This window comes from Mycobacterium intracellulare ATCC 13950 (assembly GCF_000277125.1).
In the GTDB taxonomy this organism is placed as follows: Bacteria; Actinomycetota; Actinomycetes; order Mycobacteriales; family Mycobacteriaceae; genus Mycobacterium; species Mycobacterium intracellulare.
In genome coordinates this window covers 1,590,978-1,616,948 of record NC_016946.1, presented here as the reverse complement: position 1 = coordinate 1,616,948, position 25,971 = coordinate 1,590,978, and the positions used below count along the sequence as shown (strand labels likewise).

The 25,971-nt window shown below is 68.4% G+C and carries 24 protein-coding genes and 1 tRNA gene; 11 read left to right on the top strand and 14 right to left on the bottom strand.

Annotated elements, in window-relative coordinates; genetic code table 11:
• Positions 1-2: 2 nt before the first annotated feature.
• The gene (lysA, locus tag OCU_RS32765; protein WP_014379586.1) at positions 3-1,421 is read right to left on the bottom strand and encodes a diaminopimelate decarboxylase; all 1,419 of its coding nucleotides are present in this window, start codon (positions 1,419-1,421) and stop codon (positions 3-5) included.
• Positions 1,418-3,070 (bottom strand): arginine--tRNA ligase, encoded by a 1,653-nt coding sequence (gene argS, locus OCU_RS32760; protein ID WP_014379585.1) that lies wholly within the window; start codon positions 3,068-3,070, stop codon positions 1,418-1,420. The genes lysA and argS overlap by 4 nt, the downstream gene beginning before the upstream one ends.
• A 115-nt stretch (positions 3,071-3,185) precedes the next feature.
• Here argS and OCU_RS32755 point away from each other — a divergent pair.
• Positions 3,186-3,258 (top strand) — tRNA-Arg (locus OCU_RS32755).
• A gap of 35 nt (positions 3,259-3,293) precedes the next feature.
• Here OCU_RS32755 and OCU_RS32750 read toward each other — a convergent pair.
• Complete coding sequence (locus OCU_RS32750; RefSeq protein WP_008254773.1) at positions 3,294-3,617, bottom strand: hypothetical protein; 324 nt, start codon at positions 3,615-3,617, stop codon at positions 3,294-3,296.
• Between the two features lie 175 nt (positions 3,618-3,792).
• Between OCU_RS32750 and OCU_RS32745 the strand changes: the two genes are divergently transcribed.
• Positions 3,793-4,476 (top strand): hypothetical protein, encoded by a 684-nt coding sequence (locus OCU_RS32745; protein ID WP_029384887.1) that lies wholly within the window; start codon positions 3,793-3,795, stop codon positions 4,474-4,476.
• Positions 4,477-4,491: 15 nt separating this feature from the next.
• Here the strand turns inward: OCU_RS32745 and OCU_RS32740 are convergent, their stop codons facing one another.
• The gene (locus OCU_RS32740) at positions 4,492-5,001 is read right to left on the bottom strand and encodes an Rv2253 family sensor-like surface protein (RefSeq protein WP_263646700.1); all 510 of its coding nucleotides are present in this window, start codon (positions 4,999-5,001) and stop codon (positions 4,492-4,494) included.
• Between the two features lie 60 nt (positions 5,002-5,061).
• Positions 5,062-5,592, bottom strand: a complete 531-nt coding sequence (locus OCU_RS32735) for an NUDIX domain-containing protein (protein WP_009955283.1) — start codon at positions 5,590-5,592, stop codon at positions 5,062-5,064.
• 68 nt (positions 5,593-5,660) lie between these two features.
• Between OCU_RS32735 and OCU_RS32730 the strand changes: the two genes are divergently transcribed.
• Entirely contained in the window at positions 5,661-6,032 is a 372-nt protein-coding gene (locus tag OCU_RS32730) for a nuclear transport factor 2 family protein (protein WP_009955282.1), read from the top strand.
• 196 nt (positions 6,033-6,228) lie between these two features.
• A complete protein-coding gene (locus OCU_RS32725; RefSeq protein ID WP_009955281.1) occupies positions 6,229-7,947 on the top strand; it encodes an NAD-binding protein in 1,719 nt (572 codons plus the stop codon).
• A gap of 16 nt (positions 7,948-7,963) precedes the next feature.
• Here the strand turns inward: OCU_RS32725 and OCU_RS32720 are convergent, their stop codons facing one another.
• Positions 7,964-8,830, bottom strand: coding sequence for a tetratricopeptide repeat protein (locus OCU_RS32720; protein ID WP_009955279.1), 867 nt, complete (start codon positions 8,828-8,830; stop codon positions 7,964-7,966).
• A gap of 69 nt (positions 8,831-8,899) precedes the next feature.
• Positions 8,900-9,778, bottom strand: coding sequence for an LLM class flavin-dependent oxidoreductase (locus tag OCU_RS32715; RefSeq protein WP_009955278.1), 879 nt, complete (start codon positions 9,776-9,778; stop codon positions 8,900-8,902).
• Positions 9,779-9,844: 66 nt separating this feature from the next.
• Here OCU_RS32715 and OCU_RS32710 point away from each other — a divergent pair, with 66 nt between their 5' ends.
• Together OCU_RS32710 and OCU_RS32705 are read left to right on the top strand one after the other, a co-directional pair.
• The gene (locus OCU_RS32710) at positions 9,845-10,258 is read left to right on the top strand and encodes a VOC family protein (protein ID WP_014379582.1); all 414 of its coding nucleotides are present in this window, start codon (positions 9,845-9,847) and stop codon (positions 10,256-10,258) included.
• A gap of 43 nt (positions 10,259-10,301) precedes the next feature.
• Entirely contained in the window at positions 10,302-10,691 is a 390-nt protein-coding gene (locus tag OCU_RS32705) for a VOC family protein (RefSeq protein ID WP_008254755.1), read from the top strand.
• Between the two features lie 17 nt (positions 10,692-10,708).
• On the opposite strand, the gene OCU_RS32700 is transcribed toward OCU_RS32705, so the two are convergent.
• From OCU_RS32700 to cysD, 3 genes are read right to left on the bottom strand one after another with little or no spacing between them, the layout of a single operon-like run.
• On the bottom strand, positions 10,709-11,194 hold the full coding sequence (locus OCU_RS32700) for an Rrf2 family transcriptional regulator (RefSeq protein WP_008254753.1): 486 nt from the start codon (positions 11,192-11,194) through the stop codon (positions 10,709-10,711).
• A 58-nt stretch (positions 11,195-11,252) separates the two neighbouring features.
• Positions 11,253-13,094: an adenylyl-sulfate kinase gene (cysC, locus tag OCU_RS32695; protein WP_008254752.1), complete on the bottom strand. Its 1,842-nt coding sequence runs from the start codon at positions 13,092-13,094 to the stop codon at positions 11,253-11,255.
• Entirely contained in the window at positions 13,094-14,023 is a 930-nt protein-coding gene (cysD, locus tag OCU_RS32690) for a sulfate adenylyltransferase subunit CysD (RefSeq protein ID WP_009955272.1), read from the bottom strand. The genes cysC and cysD overlap by 1 nt, the downstream gene beginning before the upstream one ends.
• A gap of 163 nt (positions 14,024-14,186) precedes the next feature.
• On the opposite strand from cysD, the gene OCU_RS32685 reads away from it, so the two are divergent.
• Positions 14,187-14,576 (top strand): PaaI family thioesterase, encoded by a 390-nt coding sequence (locus OCU_RS32685; protein ID WP_009955271.1) that lies wholly within the window; start codon positions 14,187-14,189, stop codon positions 14,574-14,576.
• A gap of 74 nt (positions 14,577-14,650) precedes the next feature.
• Here the strand turns inward: OCU_RS32685 and OCU_RS32680 are convergent, their stop codons facing one another.
• A complete protein-coding gene (locus OCU_RS32680) occupies positions 14,651-15,142 on the bottom strand; it encodes a beta-class carbonic anhydrase (RefSeq protein ID WP_008254746.1) in 492 nt (163 codons plus the stop codon).
• A 212-nt stretch (positions 15,143-15,354) separates the two neighbouring features.
• On the opposite strand from OCU_RS32680, the gene OCU_RS32675 reads away from it, so the two are divergent.
• The 4 genes from OCU_RS32675 (at position 15,355) to OCU_RS32660 (ending at position 20,810) form a co-directional block, all read left to right on the top strand.
• A complete protein-coding gene (locus OCU_RS32675) occupies positions 15,355-16,332 on the top strand; it encodes an ABC transporter permease (RefSeq protein ID WP_009955270.1) in 978 nt (325 codons plus the stop codon).
• A gap of 101 nt (positions 16,333-16,433) precedes the next feature.
• Positions 16,434-17,309, top strand: a complete 876-nt coding sequence (locus tag OCU_RS32670; protein WP_009955267.1) for an ABC transporter permease — start codon at positions 16,434-16,436, stop codon at positions 17,307-17,309.
• Complete coding sequence (locus OCU_RS32665; protein ID WP_009955266.1) at positions 17,306-19,141, top strand: dipeptide ABC transporter ATP-binding protein; 1,836 nt, start codon at positions 17,306-17,308, stop codon at positions 19,139-19,141. Before OCU_RS32670 ends, OCU_RS32665 begins: the two co-directional genes overlap by 4 nt.
• On the top strand, positions 19,134-20,810 hold the full coding sequence (locus tag OCU_RS32660; RefSeq protein WP_009955265.1) for an ABC transporter family substrate-binding protein: 1,677 nt from the start codon (positions 19,134-19,136) through the stop codon (positions 20,808-20,810). The genes OCU_RS32665 and OCU_RS32660 overlap by 8 nt, the downstream gene beginning before the upstream one ends.
• Here the strand turns inward: OCU_RS32660 and OCU_RS32655 are convergent.
• From OCU_RS32655 to OCU_RS32645, 3 genes are all read right to left on the bottom strand, one after another.
• The gene (locus OCU_RS32655; RefSeq protein ID WP_009955263.1) at positions 20,797-22,041 is read right to left on the bottom strand and encodes an alpha/beta hydrolase; all 1,245 of its coding nucleotides are present in this window, start codon (positions 22,039-22,041) and stop codon (positions 20,797-20,799) included. The two genes, OCU_RS32660 and OCU_RS32655, sit on opposite strands and share 14 nt — an antisense overlap.
• A gap of 95 nt (positions 22,042-22,136) precedes the next feature.
• Positions 22,137-24,758 (bottom strand): AAA family ATPase, encoded by a 2,622-nt coding sequence (locus OCU_RS32650; protein ID WP_014379578.1) that lies wholly within the window; start codon positions 24,756-24,758, stop codon positions 22,137-22,139.
• Positions 24,755-25,906 carry a metallophosphoesterase family protein gene (locus tag OCU_RS32645; RefSeq protein WP_014379577.1) on the bottom strand — a complete coding sequence of 384 codons (1,152 nt, stop codon included), beginning with the start codon at positions 25,904-25,906 and terminating at the stop codon, positions 24,755-24,757. Before OCU_RS32645 ends, OCU_RS32650 begins: the two co-directional genes overlap by 4 nt.
• Positions 25,907-25,971 lie beyond the last annotated feature (65 nt).

Genomic DNA, 25,971 nt, shown 5'->3' with positions numbered 1-25,971 from the left:
GTTCACCTCACTTCCAGACTCAGCAGATCGTCGACCGTCTCGCGGCGCAGGAGCAGGCGCGCGCGCCCGTCACGCACCGCGACGACGGCGGGACGGCAGACCATGTTGTACCGACTCGACAACGAATAGCAGTAGGCGCCGGTGGCGGCCACCCCGATCAGGTCGCCGGAATGCAGGTCGCCGGGCACCCACGTGTCGCGCACGACGATATCGCCGCTCTCGCAATGCTTTCCGACGACGCGCGCCAGCTCGGCGGGTGCATCGCTAAGCCGAGAGACCAGCCTGGCGTCGTATTGGGCGTCATACAGGGCGGTGCGGATGTTGTCGCTCATGCCGCCGTCGACGCTGACGTAGCGCCGGTGTGCCGTGGCACTGACGTCCACGTCCTTGACGGTACCCACCTCGTAGAGGGTGATGGTGCCCGGTCCGGCGATGGCTCGTCCGGGCTCGACGACCAGCCGCGGTGTCGGCAGCCCGACAGCCTCCGACTCGTTCTTCACGATCGCGCTCAGCTTGGCGGCCAGTTCGCCCATCGGCGGCGGGTCGTCCGCGGCCAGATACGAGATACCAAGTCCGCCACCGAGATCCACGGTCGAGATCTGCGCGGTCTTGTCGACGCCGAACTGCTCGACGGCCTCGTGCAGCAGGCCGAGGACACGGCGCGCGGCGAGTTCGAAGCCGGCGACGTCGAAGATCTGCGAACCGATGTGGCTGTGCAGACCGACCACCCGCAGGTGTTCGGCTTCGAATACCCGGCCGACGGCGGCCAACGCCGCGCCGCTGGCCACGGACAGTCCGAACTTCTGGTCCTCGTGTGCGGTCGAGATGAACTCATGGGTGTGCGCTTCGACGCCGACGGTGAGACGGACGAAGACGTCCTGGACGATACCCGCCTCGCCCGCAATGGTATTCAGACGCTCGATCTCGGTCATCGAGTCCAAAACGACGTGGCCGACACCGGCTTTGACCGCCGCGGTCAATTCCGCGACCGACTTGTTGTTGCCGTGGAAGGTGATGCGCTCGGGCGGGAAGTTGGCGTGCAGCGCAACGGCGAGCTCGCCGCCGGTGCACACGTCGAGCGACAGGCCTTCCTCGTCGATCCAGCGCGCGATCTCGCTGCACAGAAAGGCTTTCGCGGCATAGTGCACGTTCTTGCCCCCACCGAACGCCGACGCGATCTCGCGGCAGCGGGACCGGAAATCGTCCTCGTCGACGACGAACAGCGGGGTGCCGTACTCCTGGGCGAGGTCGGTCACCGCAACCCCCGCGATGCTGGCGACTCCGCCTTCATCGCGAGTCGTGTTGCGGGGCCACACGTTTGGCGCCAACAGCAGCAGCTCCTCGGCGGATTGCGGCCGCGGCGGGCTGTCGGCGTGGCGGGTCTCTTCGGCGTGCCGAGGACCGGCGGGATGAACGTTCACATTCGCTCCGGGGCAGTGACGCCGAGTATCGCCAAGCCGTTGGCGATCACCTGGCGGGTCGCCTGGCACAGCGCCAGGCGCGCGGTGTGCAGGACGGTGGGCTGCTCGTCGCCCTGCGGCAGCACCCGGCAGGAGTCGTAGAACCGGTGGTAGTCGCCGGCGAGATCTTCCAGGTAGCGGCAGATCCGGTGCGGTTCGCGCAGCGACGACGCCGTCGTGAGCACCCGCGGGAATTCGCCGAGGGTGCGCAACAGCGTCCCCTCCTTGTCGTGGTCGAGCAGCCCGAGGTTCCCGGTGTCGGGGATGAGACCGAGTTCGGCGGCGTTGCGGGCCAGCGCCGAGAGCCGGGCGTGCGCGTATTGCACGTAATAGACCGGGTTTTCGTTGGACGCCGACGACCACAGCGCGAGGTCGATGTCGATCGGGGTGTCCACCGAGGACCGGATCAGGCTGTAGCGGGCGGCGTCGACGCCGATCGCCTCGACGAGGTCGTCGAGGGTGAGCACGGTTCCGGCGCGCTTGCTCATCCGGACCGGCTGGCCGTCGCGGACCAAGTTGACCATCTGGCCGATGAGCACCTCGACGGTGGCCGGGTCCTCGCCGAGGGCGGCGGCGACCGCCTTGAGGCGGGCGATGTACCCGTGGTGGTCGGCGCCGAGCATGTAGATGCACAGGTCGAAGCCGCGTTGCCGCTTGTCCAGGTAGTAGGCGATGTCCCCGGCGATGTAGGCCGGCTTCCCGTCGCTCTTGATCACGACGCGATCCTTGTCATCACCAAAGGCACTGGCGCGCAACCATGTTGCGCCGTCCTTCTCGTAGATGTTGCCAGTCTCGCGCAGCTTGGCGAGGGCCTCGTCGACCCGGCCGCTGGTGTGCATCGCGTCTTCGTGGGTGTAGACGTCGAAGTCGGTGCCGAATTCGTGCAACGACTCCTTGATGTGGGTGAACATCAGGTCGACGCCGATGGCGCGGAAGGTCTCGTGCATCTCGGGGGCGGGCAGGCTCAGCGCGTCGGGGGCCTTCTGCACGATCTGGGCGGCGATGTCGTTGATGTAGGCGCCCGCGTAGCCGTCTTCCGGGGTGGGTTCGCCCTTGGCCGCGGCGATCAGCGAGCTGGCGAAGCGGTCGATCTGGGCGCCGTGGTCGTTGAAATAGTATTCGCGCACCACGTCGGCGCCCTGGGTGGACAGCAGCCGGCCCAGCGCGTCGCCGACCGCGGCCCAGCGGGTTCCGCCGATGTGGATCGGCCCGGTCGGGTTGGCCGAGACGAACTCCAGGTTGATGTGGTGACCGGCCAGCGCGTCGGAATGGCCGTAGCGAGCGCCGCCGTCGATGACGTTGTTGACCACGACCGCCTGCGCCGACGCCTCGAGCCGCAGGTTGATGAAGCCCGGTCCGGCCACCTCCGCCGACGCGACGCCGTCGGCCTGCGCGAGTGCCTCGGCGAGCCATCCGGCGAGCTCGCGGGGGTTGGCACCGACCTTTTTGCCCAGCTGCATCGCCAGGTTGCTGGCGTAGTCGCCGTGCTCGGGATTGCGGGGCCGCTCGACGGTCACCGTCGCCGGCAGCATGGCAGCGTCCAGCCCGCGCTCGGCCAGCACCGCGGCGGCGGTGTTTTTGAGCAGCTCAGCGAGGTCAGCGGGGGTCACGAGCGTCCATCCTATTGGCTCGCATGCCCGCGCCCCGAATCCGTTGCGGTGGCGGGGCGGCCGCCTGGATGCGCTAGTCTGTCGGAGCCCAATGGTGCAACAACAAAGTTGTAGCGCCCCCGTAGCTCAGGGGATAGAGCGTCTGCCTCCGGAGCAGAAGGCCGCAGGTTCGAATCCTGCCGGGGGCACCGGTGTTACCGCAGGTCAGATGGTGCTTTTGCGCTTAATCCGACGACTTGTCCGACTCGTCGGAGTCCTCTGGCCCGTCGGAGTCCTCTGACTTCTCCGCCTTTTCGGACTCGTCGGACTCGTCGGACTCCTCGGCCTTGGCAGACTCCTCGCCCTCGCCGGACTCCTTGGCCTTATCGGAATACGTCGCCTCGTCGAGCTTGTCCGCATACTTCGTCAGCAGCCCCGCCAGGTCGCGCGCCTCCTCGGCGGCCAACGAATCCTCGAAGAGGCGCTCGTCGCTGTCCGAGATGCGCTCGACGTAGACCGCGGCGGCCTTGATTCCGACGTCCCATCGGCCCCCCTCGTGACGAACCATGTGCTGCCGCCTTTCGACCGGTGACTCGCTCTCGAACTTCAGCGCCGCGCGCTAGTGCGTTGTTTACCCACTTCTGCTGTAGGCCAGACGGTCACATTCGCTCGAACGACGCGTCGCACGCCCGTCTTCTGAAAACACCGCCACACAGGTCACAGGCGACATTAAGCTGCTGGCCGTGGGCGTGAGAGTGTTCGCCAAGGGCGCTGGCCGATGGCTGGCGGTCGCGGCGTCGCTCGTCGTCTCGGCCGCCATGATCCACGCCCAGGGCACCAAGCCGCGGTGTTGCGCCGAGACGCCGGCGGCGACCCCCACCAGCGCCACCGCGGCGGCGGCCCCGCCACCCAGCCCACCGCACACCGCGAGTCCCGCCGAGGTGGAGGCACTCACCGCGCTGGCACCGCCCGCGCCGTCCGCCGGCCAGCAATTTCAGCTCGCGTTGCCCCGCGGCGTCGCGTCCGAGGATCGGCTACAGGTCAAGACCATCTGGGCGGCCCGCGCGATCGGAGTGCTGTTTCCGCAGATCAAAACGATCTACGGGTATCGGGAGGACCCGCTGCCGTGGCATCCCAAGGGGTTGGCGATCGACGTGATGATCCCGAACTTCCACACCCCCGAGGGCATCGACCTCGGCAACCAGATCGCCGGCTATGCGCTGGCGAACGCGAAGCGCTGGGGCATCAATCACGTGATCTGGCGCCAGAAGATCTACCCGGGCGTCGGCGGCGGCAATTGGACGGCCGACCTGGGCTCGGAGACCGCCAACCATTACGACCACGTCCACATCGCCACCGACGGTGGCGGCTATCCGACCGGTCACGAGGTGTATTACATCGCCTCCATGACCAGCGCGCCGGACTGATCGGCGTCGCCTTCGTCAGGCCGTCCCGGCGGCAAACGCCGCCACCGGCATTTCGACCGTTCCGCGGCACGGGCCGCCGTTGATGTCGGTGTGCCAGACACCGCGCAGCGATCCGTCCGCCTGCGGCGTGTAGAAGGCCCACGAACGCGCGGGCGCCCACACCTTCGGCACGCCCTCGCCCATATAGCAATCCCACTGAAAGTCGAAGCGCTCCACCCATTTCGCCCCGTCCCAGGTGTAGCGCGACGGCCGGGGCAGGGTCGGATTCTTGGGCGTAGGCCCGTCGGTGGCGGTGGCCACACACCGGCCCGACGAGCATGCGGTGGTGAAGACGTAGTCGGCGCTGAACGTGGCTTCGGCCTGCGTCGCGGCGACGCTGGTGCCGGTTTTGCCGGCCGCATACCGCACCAGTGAGTATTTGCCGTTCCACGACGGCGACACCGCATGGGCGCAGACGGCGGGGGCGCCGGCGACCGAGGCAGTCACGGCTGCGAGGACCGCAACTACCCGAAGCCTCGGTCGCATCGGTCAATGGTGAGCGTCCGATGACGCGGTGTGATCTCGGCGAGGACACGATCACGGTTTTCAGCGCAACAGGAACAGGGCATACGCGGCGATCGACTGCGCGTCGGCGATGACGCCCTCGCGGATCATCCGCTCCACCTCGTCGCGGGCGAACCACGCGCTGCGCATGTCCTGTTCCTCGTGTTCGCGGTCGGCTTCGCCCTCGATGATGCCCGTGGCCAGAAACACCCAGCCGCGCTGACTGGTCATCCCCGGGGCCGCGTCGAGCTCGCCGAGCGCCTCGAACGTCGTTGCGCGCAATCCGGTTTCCTCGCGCAGCTCACGCGAGGCCAACTCGGCCGGGTCGGCGTCGGCCAGGTCCGGGGCGGTGCCTTGGGGAAACTCCCAACGCCGCTCCCCGATGGGGTAGCGAAACTGCTCGACCAACCGGAAGCGTCGCCCGTCATAGGGCATCACGAGCGCGTAGCCCGGCTTGTCGACGACGCCGTAGAGGCCGGTGCTGCCGTCCGGGCGGCGGATGTCATCCTCGCGCAGCACCATCCACGGATTCCGGTAGATCTCGCGGCTCGCGAGGCATTCGATGAACGTCACGCCGCCAGTATTGCCGTGCACACCGCTCCTGAAGAGGTGGCCATGGCGAGGGAGTAGCGTCCGAATCCATGCCGTCCCTGCAAGCCATCACCGAGACCGTCAATCGCTACCTCGCGCTCGTCGCCACGGGCACCGCCGACGACATCGTGACCCTCTACGCCGCCGATGCCACCATCGAGGATCCGATCGGCGCCGACATTCGCCGCGGGCATGACGCCATCCGCGCGTTCTATGCGGGATTCCAAGACGCCAAGAAGGACACCGAACTCGCCGAATTGCGGGTCTCCGGCAGCGAAGCCGCCTTCTTGTGGCACCTCACGCTCGACGCCGGTGACAGCCGCACCCGGATCTCCCCCATCTCGACGATGTTGTTCGACGCGGACGCCAAAATCACGTCGATGCGCGCCTTCTGGTCACCGGCTGACGTCCAGGTGTTGTAGCCCGGTCGCCAATCCCGTTGGCAGATGGCTTAACTCGGATTCGCACCCACGATCGCAGTGCCTTTGGCCGCGGCCCACCGCCCGCCCGCCCGCCCAATCAATTCGCGCTTGAGCACATGTCGCACTGGCGTCAACCGGCACGGTGCCCGATAGTCATAGCAACACGTGAGCGCCAATGTCATCAAAGGTGGGGTTTATGGGTGGCATCATCGTCAGCGGCGACGACGTGCTCGCGACCACGATCGCCACGGAACTGAACCGCGCGGGCGCCACCGTCGTCAAGCTGCCGAGCGAGGACCTCACCGACGCGGACCTCACCCAAACAAGCGCCATCGTCTGCGCCGGGCGTGACGACGCCAAGAATCTCGAAAACGCTTTATTGGCAAGGAAAACGAATCCGAATCTGCGCGTGGTCGCCCGGTTGGGCAACGACGTGCTGCGGGGAGCGGTGGCCGCCGACAACGGCCCCGGGGCCATCCTCGATGTCGCCGACCTCGCGGCGCCGTCGGTCGTCGAGGCGTGCCTGGCGAGCAACACCCACCCGGTCGAGGCGGCCGGCATCGACTTCGTCGTGTCGGGCGCCGAGGCGCCACGCGACGCGACCCTTCGAGAGATCTACGGCGACCTGGCACCGGTGGCCGTGATCCACGGCCAGGACGCCGCTACCCCCGGCGAGGTGGTGCCCTGTCCGGGCCGCGACCATCGGGTGCGCGCCGGTGATTGGACCGCCATGATCGGCAGCGCCGACGAACTGGCCGCCCGCGGCATCAAAACGCCCCGGCCGACGGCGACGCGCTCGCGCCGCTCGTGGGTGCGGCGGGCCTCGGACGCCGCACGCGCAATGCGCGACGACGTCAACCCCCTGCTCTTCCCCGCCATGCTGCTCGCGCTCACCCTGCTGCTCGCGTCGACGATCGTCGTGCACTTCTCCTACACGAAGCCGCGCCTGTCCTGGCTTGACGCAATGTATTTCACCGCGGAGACCATCACCACCGTGGGATACGGCGAATTCACCTTCGCCCAACAATCCGCGTGGCTACGCATCTTCGCCGTCGGCCTGATGTTCGCCGGCGTGACCACCACCGCGCTGCTCGTCGCCTTCGTGGCGGACTTGCTGTTGTCGCGCCGCGTCCTGCAATCGGCCGGTGTTCGGCGGGCGCGCCACCTGCGCGACCACATCATCGTGGTGGGGCTGGGCTCCTTCGGCAGCCGCGTCGTCGGCGATCTGACCGCGGCCGGATACGACGTCGCGGTGATCGAACGCGACGAGAACAACCGGTTCCTGTCGACCGCGGCCGAACTCGACGTGCCGGTGATCTTCGGGGACGCCACGCTGCGCCAGACGCTGGAGTCGGCCCGCGTCGACCGCGCCCGGGCCGTGGCCGTGCTGACTCAGGACGACATGGTCAACATCGAGATCGGCATCGTGCTGCGCGAGATGCTGGGTCCCCGGGTGATGCCCGAGGTCAACCGGCCCGACGTGCCGATCGTGCTGCGCATCTACGACCGCACCCTCGGCGACGCGGTGGCCAAGCGGTTCGGGTTCGAGAACGTCCGGTCGACGGTCGACCTGGCCGCCCCGTGGTTCATCGGTGCGGCGATGGGTTTGCAGGTGCTGGGCACGTTCTCGGTCGGGCAGCGATCCTTCATGGTCGGCGCTATGCACGTGGCGGCCGGCAGCGAACTCGACGGGCTGCGGATGTTCGAAATGTCCACCCAGACCCGGGTCATCGCCATCACCCGTCGGGACGCCCCGGTCGAGCTACACCCGCGCCGCGACGCCTGGCTTCGCGGCGGCGACACGGTCTACCTGGTCGGGCCGTACCGGGAGCTGCTGGAGACGCTGCGCAAGGGGCAGCCACCGCAGGAGCCTGCCGTCGACGACGAGCGCCCGGCGGACAAAGCGGCGACCTGACGCCGGCACATCCAGGTCAGGAGGCGGACCAGTCCACGGGGGTGTCGGGTTCGCCCGCGCGGGCGCGGTGCCGGGCACACCAGCCGGCCAATTCCTGGCGGGCCGCGATTGTCACCGGATGCTCATCGCCGAGGACGCGGGCTTCCTCCTCGACCAGCGCCTCCCATGCGGTGACCCCGTCCGTCACGCCGGCCCGTTTCGGGGCCCACAGCGTGAACATGTGCCGCGCCATGAGCAGATGAACGTGGTCGCTGCCCAGCTTGTCGCGCAGCTCGCCGATCAGCCACTCGAGTTCGGTGATCGCCCCGGGGATGTCACCGGCCCGCCCTCGCCAGATCGCCAGCATCAACCGCGTCCCGAGGGTGTCGGCGTGGTCGTCGCCGAGCACCCGGCGCCGTGCGGCGAGCACATGTTGGCCCTCGGTCATAGCCCCGGCGAAATCACCGGTCTCCCAACGCTTCTCGGCGACCCTCTCGCGGGCCATCAGCGTGCTCTCGTGGTCGGGCCCCAGAATCCGCTGTTCGTCGGTGACGAGCTGCGACCATTCGGACAGCGACGACACCGGCGCTTGTTGGCGACCGGCCAGCAGGTGGCGCGCGGTCAAGGTGCTCAGGTGATCGCGACCGAGCACCTCGACGAGATCGGGTATCAACTCCTTTAGGTCGGCGTAGACGGCGGCGTCCTCGCCCGCCCGCAGCTGCACGGTGGCCAGCGCCACCTTGAGCTCGAGGACGTTGGGATCGCGCTCCCCCAGCGTTGCCCGGCACAGGGTCACCAGCTCGTTCGCCTGCAGCGCGGCCCCGGCGAAATCGCCGTTGTTCGCGCACTGCGCCATCAGCCCGGTCATTTCGGCCAGCGGGGCGGGCAACTCCTGCTGCGTCATGTCGCTAATGAAAACCCCGCGGCGCCGATGCGGCAATTCACCCCGTGCCGCCGCTCGGCCCGAGCAGGACTACAGCCGCCCGGCGACCTCCGCGGCGCGGCGCAGCTGATCGACATCCGAGCTCGTCGGGATGAGCTGAACCTCGTCGGTGCCGATCTCCTCGAACCGGCGCAGCACGTCCAGCAGCTCGTCTTCGCTGCCGGCCCACCCGGTCATCGGCGCCATGGCGTCGACGTATTCGGCCGGTATCCAGTTCATGTAGCGACGTAGATGGCGGTGCACCTGGGCGCGGGACTCCTCGGGGGACCCGAAAGCGAACCAAAACGAGGTGATGAGGTGGGGTTTGGGCTTGCCGGCCCGCGCCCAGGCGTCTCGCGTGACGTCGAACAGCTCGTTCTGCTTGGCGACGTCGAGGTCCAGGGTGGTGCCCGCCAGCCCGTCGGCCCACGCCGCGGCGCTGCGGATGGTCTTCGGACCGATACTGCCGACGAACAGCGGTGGACCGCCGGGCTGCACCGGCGCCGGACCGACGGGCCGCACCGAGTCGGTGGTCTTCTCCCCCGCCCAGACGCGCTTCATCACCGCCACCCGTTCGGCCATGCCGCGCATGGTCTGTGTGGCGGGGTCGGCGCCGACGGCGTGGTAATCCTCGTGCCGGCCGCCCACGCCGATGCCGACGGTCAACCGGCCGCCGCTGAGCATGTCGCCGGTCGCCAGACCCTTGGCGAGCATGACCGGGTCGTGCAGTTGCGGCACGATCACCGTCGTCAGCAGCCGCACCCGATCGGTCCAGGCGGCCAGCGCGCCCAGCAGCGTCAGGTTGTCCGGATTGTCGAACGCGATGCGCTCACCCCAGCACAGTGACGAGAACGGCCCGTCGTCAATGGTGCGCGCCCAGGTCTCGAGCACCGTCGCATCCAGATCCGGTTCCATCACCGGCATCGTCATCGCTATCTGCACGACGGCGATTCTGGCATGTTTAACATGCGACCCATCAGTGGAACCATGGACCGAATGGACTTCACCAGCACTTCCATCGCGCATGTCCGGCTGACCGTGACCGATATCGAGCGATCCCGGCAGTTCTACGAGAGCGTGTTCGGCTGGCCGGTGTTGCTGGAGGTCCCCGACAACGCCGACGAAGCCACCCGCAATCAGTTGAGCTTTTTGTTCGGCGGTGTCATCTACGACCTCGGCGGCACGCTGCTCGGGCTGCGGCCCGTCGCCGCGGGCCGCTTCGACGAGAATCGCGTCGGGCTGGACCACATCGCGTTCCGGCTCACCACTAGGGACGAATTGGATTCGGCGGCAGCGCATCTCGATGACCTCGGCCTGGCTCACGAGCCGATCAAGGACATCGGGCCGTCTTACATACTGGAGTTCCGCGACCCCGACAACATCGCCCTGGAGCTGACCGCGCCGAAGTAGCGCGTTGTCGCGCGGGGCGTGCGGTGGTTGACTGGACAGAACTATGAGCATCAGTTTCAACCACACCATCGTCGCGTCGCGCGACAAACGAGAATCCGCCGAGTTTCTCACCGAGCTGTTCGGGCTGCCCAGCCCAAAGCCGTTCGGCCACTTCATGGTTGTCGAACTAGAGCACGGTGCCACCCTGGACTACGCGGATGCCCCCGACGGCGCGGACATCCCGCGTCAGCACTACGCCTTCTTGGTGTCCGAGCAGGAGTTCGACACGATCTACGACAAGATCCGGGCTCGTGGCATGCAGCACTGGGCCGATCCGGGCGCCACGCGTCCCGGCGAGATCAACCACAATGACGGCGGACGCGGGGTGTATTTCACCGACCCCTCCGGTCATGCCATGGAGATCCTCACCCGCCCCTACGGGTCGGGCGGCTGAGCCGTTGTGCACGTTGCCTAGTCGCCGGTGCGCGCCGAGCCGTGCCGCTGGCTCTCCTGTTTCCGATAGTCGTCGGCCAGTTGCGCCACATGCTTGGGCAGGCCGCCGGTCGCGACGTCGGCCAGGGTGGTTTGTTCCAGCACGGACCGCATGCTGGCGCGCAGCGCCCGCCAGACGTCGGTGAGCGCGGCGGTCGGTCCCGAATACGGCAGGTCCCCGAGTCCGATGTCGCGGACGCTGGCCAGTGGCCCATCGATGCAGCGCAGGACGTCGGCGATGCTGATGTCGCTGCCGGAGCGGGCCAATTCGTAGCCGCCCTCACGGCCACGATGGCTGCGCACGAGCCGGTCGGTGCGCAGGTTGGTCAGGATGTCGACGAGAAATTGCGGCGGGATGCCCTGGGCCTGGGCCAAGTCGTCGGTCTTCACCAGCGTCCCGTCGGACACCGTGGCGAGCTGGATCATCGCCCGCACGGCGTACTCCGCCTTCGCTGACATGCGCACTCTCAGGATTGTGCCATCCGGTGCGGACATTTCGGCGCAGCCGGGCGGCACCGGCGTGCTACCCGCGCGATTCGAGCAGGTCGAGGACCCGCTGCGCCTGCTCCTCGATGGTGCCGTCCGGGGTGAGCCGCAGATCGGGATTCGCCGGCGGCTGATACGGACTGTCGATCCCGGTGAACTGGGTGATCTCACCGGCGCGCGCCTTCGCGTACAGCCCCTTGGGGTCACGCTTTTCGCATTCGTCGATGGGGGTGTCGCAGAAGACCTCGATGAACTCGAACCCGGCGTCGGCGTGCACCTTGCGGGCCAATTCGCGTTGTTCGGCCAGCGGGCTGATCGCCGGCACCAGCACGACGTTGCCGCAGTCGGCGAGCAGCGCCGCCACATGCGCGAGCCGGCGCAGGTTCTCGGCGCGGTCGGCCATGGAAAAGCCCAGGTCGGCGTTCAAACCGTGCCGCAGGTTGTCCCCATCGAGAACGTAAGCCAGAGACCCCTTTTCGAGCAGCTTTTGCTCGACCAGCATGGCCACCGACGACTTGCCGGAGCCGGACAGACCGGTGAACCACACCGTCTTGCCGCGGGGGCGAGCCTGCGCGATCGCCGAGGGCTTGTGCCGCACCGTGTTTGGGCTCGCCGCCTGCGCCGACGCGTCGCGCAACACCATGCCGGCGGCCACGGTACCGTTGGTGTGCGGGTCGATGAGGATGAACGACCCGGTGCTCGGGTTCCGGGTGTACTCGTCGAGGAGCAGCGGAACCTGGGTGCGCAGCGAAATGCGGCCAAGCTCGTTGAGCTTCAACGCCGTCGCGGACTTGTCGCGGTGCAGCGTGTTGACGTCGAGGCGGTAGTCGAGCGCGGTCACCTTGGCGTGCGTGGTGCGGGTGGTGTGCTTGATGACGTAATCGCGGCCGGGCTCGAGCGCCGCGCCGTCGGCCATCCAGCACACCGTCGCGTCGAACTCCTGCGCGACCCGGGGCTGGTTGTGGGTGCGGGCGATCAGATCTCCCCGCGAGATGTCGATCTCGTCGGCGAGGGTGACGGACACGGCCATCGGCGGGAACGCTTCTTCCACCGGACCATTCGGGCCCTCGATCGCGGTGATGCGGGTGTGCTTGCCGACGGGCAGCACCACGACCTCGTCCCCGGCGCGCATGACGCCGCTGGCGACGGTGCCGGCGTAGCTGCGGTGGTCTTGATGTTCGCGGGTGTGCGGCCGGATGACGTACTGCACCGGGAACCGCACGTCGACCATGTTGCGATCACCGGCGATGTACACCTCTTCGAGGTGCGACAACAAGGCCGGCCCTTCATACCACGGCGTCTGGTCCGACTTCGTCACCACGTTGTCGCCGTGCAGCGCGGAGATCGGGATGGTGGCCACGTCGTGCACGTCCAACCGAGCGGCGAAGGCGTGGAACTCGTCGCGGATCGCCTCGAATTTCTCTTTGTCCCAACCGATCAGGTCCATCTTGTTGACCGCGAGCACGATGTGCTGGATGCCCAGCAGGGACGCCAGGAAGGCGTGGCGGCGTGACTGCTCCAAGAGGCCGTGCCGCGCGTCGACGAGCACGATCACGAGCTGGGCGGTCGACGCCCCGGTCACCATGTTGCGGGTGTACTGGATGTGGCCGGGGGTGTCGGCGATGATGAATTTGCGCTTGGGAGTGGCGAAGTAGCGGTAGGCGACGTCGATCGTGATGCCCTGCTCGCGTTCGGCCCGCAAGCCGTCGGTCACCAGCGCCAGGTCGGTGTAGTCGTGGCCGCGGTCCTTGGACGTCTGCTCCACCGCGGCCCACTGGTCCTCCATGACGGCCTTGGAGTCATACAGTAGGCGGCCGATCAGGGTGGACTTGCCGTCGTCGACGGAACCCGCCGTTGCGAGCCTCAGCAAGGTGGCCATCAGAAGTATCCCTGTCGTTTGCGGTCTTCCATGCCGGCCTCCGAGATCCGGTCGTCGGCCCTGGTCGCCCCGCGTTCGGTGAGCCGGGACACCGCGGTCTCGGCGATGACCTCGTCGACGGTGGCAGCTTGCGATTCCACGCATCCGGTGCACGTGACATCCCCGACGGTGCGGAATCGCACCGTCGCCTCGAACACCGGCTCGTCGGCGTTGGGCTGCATGTTCTTATCGACCGCCAACAACATGCCGTCACGGCGAAAGACCTTGCGCCGGTGCGCGTAATAGATCGACGGAAGGGCGATGTTCTCGGCGCCGATGTAGGACCAGATGTCGAACTCGGTCCAGTTGGACAGCGGGAAGACCCGGATGTGCTCGCCCTTGTGATGCCGGCCGTTGTACAGGTTCCACAGCTCGGGCCGCTGCGCCTTCGGATCCCATTGACCGAACTCGTCGCGGAAGCTGAACACACGCTCCTTGGCGCGGGCCTTCTCCTCGTCGCGGCGCGCCCCGCCGAACGCCGCGTCGAACTTGTTCTCCCGGATGGCGCGAAGCAGGGTCACGGTCTGGATGGGGTTGCGCCCCTGGCGTGGCTCGACCACCCGCCCGGCGTCGATGTCTTCCTGGACCGAGGCGACGACCAAGCGCACTCCGTGCTCGTTGACCAGCTCGTCGCGGGTCGCGATCACCTCGTCGAAGTTGTGTCCGGTGTCGACGTGCATCACCGGGAACGGCAATCGGCCCGGACGGAACGCCCGCAGCGCCAGATGCAGCATGACGATGGAGTCCTTGCCGCCCGAGAACAGCAGCACCGGCCGCTCGAACTCGGCGGCCACCTCCCGAATGATGTGGATTGCCTCTGCCTCCAGCGAGCGCAGGTGGCTCAATTCGTACTGTCCGACGGCGGGGGCCGTCTTCAGATCACTGGTCATAGCTTCCTTCGCTCGCTAAAACCTGGCAGAACTGACCATATTTGGCATCTTAGCGATATATGAGACCAGCTGGCGCTGGACCTGTCAACCTGGGGTGCGAAAACATGGACGAATGACTTCTCACTCCGGACCTTCTCGCCCGCCCGCGCCGAGCGGCCGCGACGTGATCGCGCAGTTCCTCCCCCAGTCCCCGTTCGTCGTCAAGCTGGGCATCGTCGCCGACCGGCTCGAGGAGGACGAGGTGCGGCTGCGGCTGCCCTGGGACCCGTCCAACGTGACGCTCGGCGACATGGTTCACGGTGGGGCCATCGCCACCCTCGCCGACCTCACCGTCATGGCGGCGGCGTGGTGCGGCGTCCCAGCCCCGCCGGAACTGCGCGGCGTGACGGTGTCGATGGCGCTGGACTACATGGCCCCGGCTCGGGCCACCGACGTGATCGGCATCGGCCGGGTGCTGCGACGCGGCCGATCGCTGGTCAATTGCGAGGCCGAGATCGTCGACTCGGGGGGCACGCTGGTGGCCAAGGCCTTGGCGACCTACAAGGTCGGCTGAAGGGCCACCGAACGTGCACTGATGGCGGGGATCGGGCCGATTTTTCGCCGTGGCTACACGCTCGGCGCGCGCTTCTAGAGCGTGACCTCGTTGAGCTTGCCGGTGGCGACGTCGAAGAAGAAGCCACGCGCGGAGACGTGCTTGGTGACGAACGGACTGCCCTCGATGCGCCGCAGCGACTGCCGGACGTCCTCGGCGACATCCGGGAACGCCTCGGCCGCCCACGGCGGTTTGACCCCGGTCTCCTCCTGGATGGTGCGCTTGAAGTCGTCGTCGGTGAACGTGAGCATCCCGCAATCGGTGTGGTGAATCAGGATGATCTCTCGCGTCCCCAGTAGTCGTTGGCTGATGGCCAGCGAGCGGATGACGTCGTCGGTGACGACCCCTCCGGCGTTGCGGATGACGTGGGCCTCCCCCTCGTTGAGGCCGAGGAGGCGGTACACGTCGAGCCGCGCATCCATGCACGCGACGACCGCCACATGCTTGCCCGGCGGCATCGGCAGCGGCCCGTTGAAGGTCTTCGCATATTCGGCGTTGTTGCCCAGCAAGTCATCGGTAACCGTCACGCAAGCCTCCTCGACAGTGTCGCGGTCTGAGGCGTGCCGCAATCGCCGCACGGCTCGGTACCGCGGTGGATGTTAACAACCGATCACACGCGATTCACGCATGAGAATCAAGCAGATCTGAAGCTCACCGAACGCGCCCGGCGCTGCACGCGCGACGCCGTGCCGCCGGCTCGATAACCTGTCCCAATGCGACGCGTGCTGTGCGGACGGGTATGACCCGGTTTCTCGCCCGCCGCTTGCTCAACTACGTCGTGCTGCTGGCGCTGGCATCGTTTCTGACGTTCTGCCTGACGTCGGTGGCCTTCAAACCGCTGGACAGCCTGTTACAGCGCAACCCGCGACCACCACAAGCCGTCATCGACGCCAAGGCCCACGCGCTCGGTCTCGACGAGGCGATCCCGATCCGCTACGCGCACTGGGCTTCACACGCCGTCCGCGGTGACTTCGGCAAGACCGTCACCGGGCAGCCCGTCGGAGAGTCACTGTGGCGCCGCGTCGGAGTGACGCTGCGCCTGCTGGTCATCGGGTCGCTGGTGGGCACCGTCGCGGGCATCGCGGCCGGGGCGTGGGGCGCGATTCGGCAGTATCGGCTCAGCGATCGCGTCGTCACCATGGTGGCCCTGCTGGTGTTGAGCACCCCCACGTTCGTCATCGCCAACCTACTGATCCTGGCCGCGCTGCGGGTGAACTGGGCCGTGGGCCTGCAGATTTTCGACTACACCGGGGAGACATCGCCGGGGGTGTCCGGCGGGGCCGGCGCGCACTTCTTCGACCGGTTGCGGCATTTGGTGTTGCCGTCATTGACCCTGGCGCTGGCGGCCGCGGCGGGATACAGCCGCTATCAGCGCAACGCGATGCTCGACGTCCTGGGCCAGGACTTCATCCGCACCGCGCGGGCCAAGGGGCTGACCCGCCGGCGCGCGTTGGTCAAGCACGGGTTGCGCACCGCGCTGATCCCGTTGGCCACCCTGTTCGCCTACGGGGTGGCCGGGCTGGTCACCGGAGCGGTCTTCGTGGAGAAGATCTTCGGCTGGCACGGCATGGGCGAATGGCTGGTGCAGGGCATCGCGACGCAAGACACCAACATCGTCGCGGCCATCACCGTGTTCTCCGGCGCGGTGGTGTTGCTGGCCGGGCTGCTCTCCGACGTGTTTTACGCGGCTCTCGACCCGAGGGTCAGGGTGTCATGACCCGCGCCGCCGACGATGCAGAGCGAAGCGATGAGGCGGCGGGGCGTTCATGGACCTCCGCGGCGGATATCGATGGCGCCCACGGGTTTTCGAGTCACGACGTGGCGGACTTCACCTCGCGCCGCACGCTGGTGCTACGCAGGTTTGCGCGCAATCGGTTCGCGGTGGCGTCGCTGATCTTGTTGGTGCTGCTGTTCGTGGGCTGTTACAGCCTGCCCGCGGTGCTTCCCTATTCCTACGAGGACCTCGATTTCACCGCGCTGCTGCAGCCGCCCAGCGCGCGCCACTGGCTGGGCACCAACGCGCTGGGACAAGACCTGCTGGCGCAGATCCTGCGGGGGATGCAGAAGTCGATGCTGATCGGTGTGTGCGTGGCGGTCATCTCCACCGGCATCGCCGCCACCGTCGGTTCGGTCTCGGGCTATTTCGGCGGTTGGCGCGACCGTGTGCTGATGTGGCTGGTCGACCTGCTGTTGGTGGTGCCCAGCTTCATCCTCATCGCCATCGTGACGCCGCGCACCAAGGACTCGGCGAACATCGTGATGCTCGTTCTGCTGCTGGCGGGATTCGGCTGGATGGTCAGTTCCCGCATGGTGCGGGGCATGACCATGAGTTTGCGCGAGCGCGAATTCATCCGTGCCGCACGGTATATGGGCGTATCCAGCCGCCGCATCATCGTCGGGCATGTGGTGCCCAACGTGGCGTCCATCCTGATCATCGACGCGGCGCTCAACGTCGCCTCGGCCATCCTGGCCGAAACCGGCTTGAGCTTCCTGGGTTTCGGCATCCAGCCACCGGATGTGTCGCTGGGCACCTTGATCGCCAATGGCACCCTGTCGGCGACCACGTTCCCGTGGGTGTTCCTCTTTCCCGCCGGGGTGCTGGTGCTGATCCTGGTGTGCGCCAACCTGACCGGCGACGGCCTGCGGGACGCGCTCGACCCGGGCAGCACCCCGGTGCGGGGCGGTGCGCGATGAGCCCCCTGCTCGAGGTGACCGACCTGGCCGTGACCTTCGCGACCGGCGGCGATCCGGTGACCGCGGTCCGCGGCGTCAGCTACCGCGTCGAACCGGGCGAAGTCGTCGCCATGGTCGGCGAATCCGGTTCGGGCAAGTCCGTTTCGGCGATGGCGGTCGTGGGCCTGTTGCCCGAGTACGCGCGGGTGCGCGGCTCGGTCCGGCTGCACGACACCGAGCTGCTGGGCCTGGACGACGACGCGATGTCGCGGTTCCGCGGCAAGACGGTCGGCATGGTGTTCCAGGATCCGATGTCGGCGCTGACACCGGTGTACACCGTCGGCGACCAGATCGCCGAGGCGATCGAGATCCACCAGCCGCGGGTGGGACGGCGGGCGGCCCGTCATCGCGCGGTCGAACTGCTCGAATTGGTGGGCATCGCCCAGCCGGAGCGACGCGCCCGCGCGTTTCCGCACGAGCTCTCCGGCGGTGAACGGCAACGGGTCGTCATCGCGATCGCGATCGCCAACGACCCCGACTTGTTGATCTGCGACGAGCCCACCACCGCACTCGATGTCACCGTGCAGGCGCAGATCCTCGAGGTCCTCAAAACCGCCCGCGACGTCACCGGGGCCGGGGTGCTGATCATCACGCACGACCTCGGTGTGGTCGCCGAGTTCGCCGACCGGGCGCTGGTGATGTACGCGGGGCGGGTCGTCGAATCCGCCGAGGTGCACGACCTTTACCGGGACCGCCGCATGCCCTACACCGTCGGGCTGTTGGGCTCGGTTCCGCGGCTGAACGCCGCACAGGGCACCCGGTTGGTGCCGATCCCCGGCGCACCGCCGTCGTTGGCCGGTCTGGATCCCGGCTGTCCGTTCGCCCCGCGCTGCCCGCTGGCCATCGACGAATGTCGGCTCGAGGAGCCGGAACTGCTTCCCGTCGGTGCCGACCATCGGGCGGCCTGCATCCGCACCGATCAGGTGGGCGGCCGCAGCGCCGCGGACATCTACGGCGTCAGCACCACGGCACAGTCGGTGAGACCCGATGACTCGTCGGTCGTCGTCCGGGTGCGTGACCTGACCAAGACCTACCGGCTGACCAAGGGCGTGCTGCGCCGCCGCGCCGGCGGGGTGCGCGCGGTCGACGGCGTCAGTTTCGAGCTGCGGCAGGGCCGTACCCTCGGCATCGTCGGCGAGTCCGGTTCGGGGAAATCGACCACGTTGCACGAGATCCTGGAACTCACCGGGCCCCAATCGGGATCGATCGAAGTGCTGGGCACCGATGTCACGACGCTGAGCCCGGCGAGCAGGCGGTCGCTGCGACGCGACATTCAGGTCGTGTTCCAAGACCCGGTCGCCTCGCTGGACCCGCGACTGCCGGTGTTCGAGCTTCTCGCCGAACCGCTGCGCGCCAACGGGTTCGACAAGGGCCGCACCAACGCGCGCGTCGCCGAGCTGCTCGAGATCGTGGGCCTGCGCCGCGCCGACGCGATCCGCTACCCCGCCGAGTTCTCCGGTGGGCAGAAGCAGCGCATCGGCATCGCCCGTGCGCTGGCGCTGCAACCGAAGATCCTGGCGCTCGACGAACCCGTCTCCGCGCTCGACGTCTCCATCCAGGCCGGGATCATCAACCTGCTGCTCGACCTGCAAGCGCTCTTCGGCTTGTCCTATCTGTTCGTCTCCCACGATCTTTCGGTGATCAAGCACCTCGCCCATGAGGTGGTCGTGATGCGTTCCGGAACGGTCGTCGAGCGGGGCGACAGCCGGCAGGTCTTCGACAACCCGCAACACGAATACACCCGGCAGCTGCTGGACGCGGTGCCGCGACCCGATCCGGGCGCACGTGGCTAGCGTCGGCATCCGGTTGGCGGCAGCGCTTTTCGCGGTGGCGCTGGCGCTGTCGGGCTGCTCGCCGGCCATCAACCTGATTCCGGAAACGGGGCAAAACGCGCGGATCGGGACGTCCAGCGACATCAACCCGCGCGATCCGGCCACCCTGCGAGACGGCGGTGACCTGCGACTCGCGCTCACCGCCTTCCCACCGAACTTCAACATTTTGCACATCGACGGCAATTCCGCCGAGGTCGCCGCGATGATGAAGGCCACCTTGCCGCGAGCCTTCGTCATCGGGCCGGACGGCTCGACGACGGTCGACACCAACTACTTCACCAGCATCGAACTGACCGGAACCGCACCGCAAGTGGTGACCTACACGATCAACCCCAAGGCGGTGTGGTCGGACGGCACCCCGATCACCTGGGAGGACATCGCCAGCCAGGTCCACGCGCTGAGTGGCGCCGACAAGAATTTCGAGATCGCCGGGCCCAGCGGCGCCGAGCGCGTCGCCTCGGTGACCCGCGGCGTCGACGACCGGCAGGCCGTCATGACCTTCGCCAAGCCGTACGCCGAGTGGCGCGGCATGTTCGCCGGCAACGGGATGCTGCTGCCCAAGAGCATGACGGCTACCCCCGAGGCGTTCAACAAGGGCCAGCTGGACGGGCCGGGCCCGTCGGCCGGCCCATTCATCGCCACCTCGTTGGATCGGACGACCCAGCGGATCGTGTTGAGCCGCAACCCGAAATGGTGGGGCCCGCGACCGCGCCTGGACAACATCACCTACTTGGTGCTCGACGACGCCGCGCGGCTGCCGGCCCTGCAGAACAACACGATCGACGCCACCGGGGTCGGCACCATCGATCAACTGACCATCGCGCAGCGCACCAAGGGAATCACCATCCGGCGCGCCCCCGCCCCGGCCTGGTCGCACATCACCTTCAACGGCGCCCCGGGGTCGATCCTGGCCGACAAGGCGTTGCGGGTCGCGGTGTCCAAGGGCATCGACCGCCAGACCATCGCCAAGGTCGTCCAGTACGGCCTCACCAGCGACCCGGTGGCGCTGGGCAATCACATCTACGTCGCGGGCCAGAAGGGCTACCAGGACAACAGCGCCGTGGTTCCCTACGACCCGGCCGCGGCCAAGCGCGAGCTCGACGCCCTGGGCTGGAAGCAGGTCGGCCAGTTCCGGGAGAAGGACGGTCGCCCGCTGGTCATTCGTGACCTGTTCTACGACGCCCAGGGCAGCCGACAGTTCGCCCAGATCACCCAGCACAGCCTCGCCCAAATCGGCGTCAAGCTCGAGCTTGTCGCCCGCGCGGGCAGCGGCTTTTTCACCAACTACATCAACGTCGGAGACTTCGACCTCGCCCAATTCGGTTGGCTCGGGGACGCTTTCCCGCTCTCATCGTTGACCCAGATCTACAAGTCCGACGGGGAAAGCAACTTCGGCAAGATCGGCAGCCCGCAGATCGACGCCGCCATCGAGCGGACCCTGGAAGAACTCGACCCCGACAGGGCGCGGGCGCTGGCCAACGACCTCGACCGGCTGATCTGGGCGGAGGGGTTCAGCCTGCCGCTCACCCAGTCGCCCGGGGACGTCGCGGTGCGCAGCACGCTGGCCAACTTCGGCGCGGCCGGCCTCGGCGACCTGGACTACACCGCAATCGGATTCACGCGCAGCTGAGCCGGCGCAACAGCCGCGTGGGGACCGGCAGCGCGCCTTCGGCGGCGGCCGCCGTTTCGATCAACTTCCACAGCAGCCGCACCTCGGGGCGCGGCGGCAGCGCGTCCAGCGCCGACGCTTGGGCGGCAAGCCCTTTCAGGTCGCCGCGCCCCACCGCCTCGGCGGCGGCGAGCGCGACGGGCTCGCGGAAATCCAGCGCGCTGTGCGCCATGCTCGGCAGGCTCAAGAGCACGGCATCGGGCAGCAGCGACGCGACGCGCTCGGCCACCGCCGGCGGGGTGATGAGGTCACGGCCGCCGGAAATCACCGCGGTGGGCCAGTTGAAGTTCGGCATTTCCGTGGGCAGGTCATAGGGCTCGTCCTCGAAAGTCACTCGCTGCGTGCGCGCTTCGCTTTCGGCCACTGCAGGGTCCAGCGGCAGGCCGTCGGGTTCGGCGGCGTAGTCCAGCTCGCGGAACGCGATGCGGCTCACCAGATCTTCCTCGTAGCGGAACGGCAGATTGCTCAGGGTGGTGAACCGGGATAGCGTCCACCACAAGAGTTTCCGGCGCTGCAGTAACAGATCGAGTTGACGCTCGAGCAGGTCGGCGCCGCCGTAGCCGTAAATGGTCGCGACGACGTGTGTCGCCGCCGGGGTCATGACGCCGGCGTCGACCAGTTTGCGCATTTTCGGTGCCAAGGCGGCGGTTTCGGGGCTGTCGCCCCGGAGCAGCAGCCGGCGAATCGCCCGGCGCACGATGACGATGTCGTGCCGCGACAGCAGCGGCGAATCGAGCACCATCGCGTGCACGCGGTCGGGATGGCGCACACCCACTCCGGCCGCGATATAGGTGCCGTAGGACGCGCCATAGATGTCGGCCGAGTCGGCGTGGGCGTCGTCGAGCACCGCCGCCACGTCGTCGACGACCTGATTCACGGTCATGGACTGCGGGGGCAGGTCGGCACCCGAATCGTCGTGGCGCGACATCCCCACCCCGCGGTGTTCGATCATGATGACGTCGAGACCGGCCGCCGCCGCGCGTCTGCGCAGTCCCTTGTACATCTGCACCGACGCCACGCCCGGCCCGCCGGGGATGATGACCAGCGGGTGGCGGGACTTGCGGCCCGTGCGCACGTAGTACAGATCGAACTCGTCGGCGCTGTGCGGCGAGATTGGCCGGCGCACGGCGCGCACGCCGGGCAATTCCGCCAGCTTCTGCTGCACCCGGCTCCGCTTCGCGTTCATCGTCATTCGTGTCGGACCGCCATGGCCCCATTCTGCAGGCAGCGCATCCCGGCACGCGCCGAGTCGTCACACCCGGCGGTATCGGCTGAGGTCAGCGGCCCTCAGGCGGTGAGGTCGATGCGATGCGCGCCCCGCACACCGTCGTAACGGTCGGGACTGCAGGTGAGCACGATCACCTGCCCGTGAGTGCCGACGCTGTCGAACAACTGACCCATTTTGGCCAGCCGGTCGGGGTCGGTGAAGCCCAGGGCGTCGTCGACGACCACCGGCACGGCGTCCTCCTTGGCGACCAGGGCGGCACCGGCCAGCCGGGCCAGGATGCCCAGTTGCTCCTTGGCGCCGCCCGACAACGATTCATAGGGCACCGTGATGCCGTTGAGCGTGCGGCTACGGATGCACAGGTCGCTGTCGATGTCGACCTCGAAACTCGGCCCGAACACGGGACGTCCGAGCCGCTGCAGCTCCGCGCGATAAGGCTCGACGTAGCGTCTGCGCGTGGTGTCGCGGTGACGCGTCATGACCGAGCGCAGCAGTTTCGCTGCCCGGGCCCGCGCGCCGATCTGACTGTGCTCCGTGGCGGCGTGCTCGCGCTCCGTTTCCGCGGCGTCCAGCTTGCCCTGGCGCCCCTCACTGCCGAACACCGAGAGTTCGATGGTGATCTCACGCAACGCGCGGGCGGCTTCTTCGTAGCGCTCCCGCAGCGACTCGGCTTCCTTTGTGGCCTCGGCCAATTCGGCGGCAACGGCATCGGGGGACGCGGCGGCCAAGGCGGCGGCGAGCTCGCCGACTCGTTGGTCCGCGGCCTGCGCGGCCCGCAACGCCGAGTCCGCCGACGCCGCGAGTTCCTCGTCGCTGACCGAGGCGCGCTCGGCGGCCAGTCGGCCCGCGGTCGCCTGCAGCTCGGCCCGCTGGGCTTCCAACGTGTTCTGCAGAACGGTTGCCCGGGTGGATAACTCGGCCAGCGCCGCGGCGGCGGTGGTGGCGGCCTGGCGGTGAGCCTCGCAGTCGGTCGACGCCGCCGCGTGACCCTGCTGGGCCGCGTCGAGTTCGGCGCGGGCGGCGCCGATGTCCGTGGCACCGGGCGCCGGCTCGGCCGGGTGCTGGGCCCGCAGCTGCGCCAGGCGCGAGCGCATCTCGTCGATCTGCTCGTCGCCGCACAGACCGGCCAGCGTGGCGCCGAGCTGATCGCGGGCGCTCACCAGCTCGCGGCGCCGCTGGTCGGCCGAGCGCGCAGCGGCGAGATCGGCCACCTCGGCGGCGGCCAGCGCCGCCGCCATTTCTTGTTGTGCCGCAGCATGTTTCGTGTGGATATCCAGCGTGGTCGCGCCAGGGGTGACCCGGGCGGTCAGGACGTCGGACACCTCGACCACGGTGGACCCGGCGGCGGTGATCGACCAGCTCTGCCCCGCCGACAACGAGATTCGCTCACCGCCGACCACCAGGTGAATGTCCGCGGCGGCGGTGAATTCGATCGCCGCCGACGTCGACGCCAACTGGTCCCCGATGCGATCGACCGCGGCGCAGGCGTCCTCGATTCGTCGCAGCAGTTCCTCGGTGACGGCGATCGTGCTGAGCTCGGCGCAGATTCGCTCACGATCCCGCTCGATGGCGTCGACCTTGGCCAGCCGGGTGCTCAACCGGTCGGCCTCCTCGAGGTCGGCGAGCCGGTCGACGCGGCGGCGCGCGGCGTCGACCCGGCACTGCAGGTCGGCCAGGACCTGCGTGGCCCGCTGGAGCGTGGCGTCGCACGCCTCGGCCTCGGCGCGGGCCGACGCGTGCGCGGACGCGGCTTGGTGCGCCTGGGCCTCCGTTTCGGCGACAGCGGCGGCGCGGGCGTCGATTTCGGCGAGCAGCTGTAAACGGCCGGTGTGGGCGGCGGTCGCCGCGGCGCTGGTGGCCGCCGCGGCGGCGGCCACCAATTGGGCTTCGCGCTGCTGCGCGGTGAGCTCGGCGATCCGGTCGGCGGCTTCCCGGGCGGCCGTCACGCGCGGGCCGGCGGCGATGCGCCGCTGGGAGAAGTCGGCCACCTGCTCGGTCAAAACGGCGTGGCGAGCGACCCGGTCGTCGACCTCGGCGACGGCGGCCGCGCACTCGGCGACCGCGGCCTCGGCATCGGCGAGCCGGGCGATCGCGGCGGCCCACTGCCCCGTCGGACGCCCGGTCGGGGTGAAGTACCGCGCGTATTCGGTGTCGATCCGCTCGATCAGCAACGGCTCGGTGCCACAGAGCCCGCCGCTGTCACCGGCGGCCACATCGAGCGCGCGTGACAGCGCGTCGCACCCGGACAGGTCCACCGCGGCGGTCGACGCCGACTGCAGCACACGCTGGGCATGCCAGAGGTCGCTGTCCACCGTCTCGGCCAGCATCGCCCGCACCCGTTCGTGGGCTTCGTCGCCGGTCAGCTGTTCGCGGCACGGCGTGATGATCGTCAGCTCCGTCTCGCACTTCTTGTGAAACCGCTTGCGATAGACGAAACGGTAGGGGCCGCAACTGATTTCGGCGGAGACCTCGGAGCCCACGTCGCTGTGGGTGGGTTTGACCTGCTTGACTTCCTTCTTCGTCGACCGATCCCGGGACTCCAGGAGCAGGTCCAGCGCCTCGATCATCGACGACTTGCCGATCTCGTTGGCGCCGCACACCACCACGACGCCGTGGTCGGGGAATTCGATCTCCCGGTGCGAGATGCCGCGATAGTTCGTCAGGATCAACCGGTGCAGCTTCACGCCGCGCCCCGATCGGCGAGGCGCAGCAGCAGCGCCAGCGCCGCCTGGGCGTCGACGGCGGTGGCGGAATCCTCCTCGCGCGCCGTCGCCACCAGTTCCTCGACCGCCGCGGCGGCGAATCCCCCGATCCCGAGATCGCTGAACTCGCCGTCGGCGGGGATCACCGCCAGGTCGGTGTGCCGTTCCCACAGGCCCAGCCAGGCGAACAACCGCGCGTATTTGTCCAGGCAGGCGTCCAGGGCGGCGCGGTCGGTGACCGTCAACGAGCCGGTGAGCGCCAGGCGCACCACGGTTCGGTCCTTGTCGGTCATCAGGTCCAGGTTCACGTCGAGGTCGGCGATGTCGCGGCTCGTGTCGACCTGCCGGTGCAGCGTGACGAAGCGCCAGCGTCCGACGTCTCGTGCGGTCACCGAGACCGCGCCCCGCGGGTCGGTTTCGTCGACGTCCACGACCAGGACGTGGCCCGGGTCGGATTCCACGTCATCGAAGTTGGTGACTTCCGGCGATCCGGAATACCAGACCCGGCCGCTGTCGCCGACCTGGGTCAGAGAGTGCTTGTCCCCCAGCGCCACATAGTGCACCGCGCCGCGGGACAGCGCGTCGTCGAGCGTGGCGAGCCGGATCAGCGAGGGCTTGTCCTTGTCGGGGTCCAGGACGTCGACCCCGCCGTGCGCGACGAGGATTCGGGTGCCCGCGGCCGCGGGCAGGCCGTCGAGGACGTCGGCGACCAGGTCGGTGGTCGGCACCTTCGACCGCCACGGCGCGGCGACGATCTCCAGGCCGGGGCGCACCTGATGCACGCCGGCACGGTCGAGCACGACGACGTTGTCGGGGCGCTCGGCGGCGAACAGCGCGCTGGTGTACACCGAGGAGGCGTCCAGGGGGTCGTGGTTGCCCGGAAGCAGATACACCGGAATTCCGATGGCGCGCATGGCTTCCAGGGACTGTCCGATGACCGTCGGTGGGAGCTGGTTGTGCTCGAAGACGTCGCCCGACACGACGACGAACTCGGCGCCCACCTCCGCGGCGAGCGCCCCCAGACCGGCAACCGCGTCGCGGCGGGCCGCCGAGTAGCGTGGCTGGGCGTCGCCGGCGAGGAAGTGCCGGGTCATGCCCAGTTGCCAGTCGGCGGTGTGCAGGAATCGCATGCGGGCGACCCCCTTTCGAACTGCGTGTTTACCGGGGCATCGCGAGTTTAGGTCTGCGCACCGAC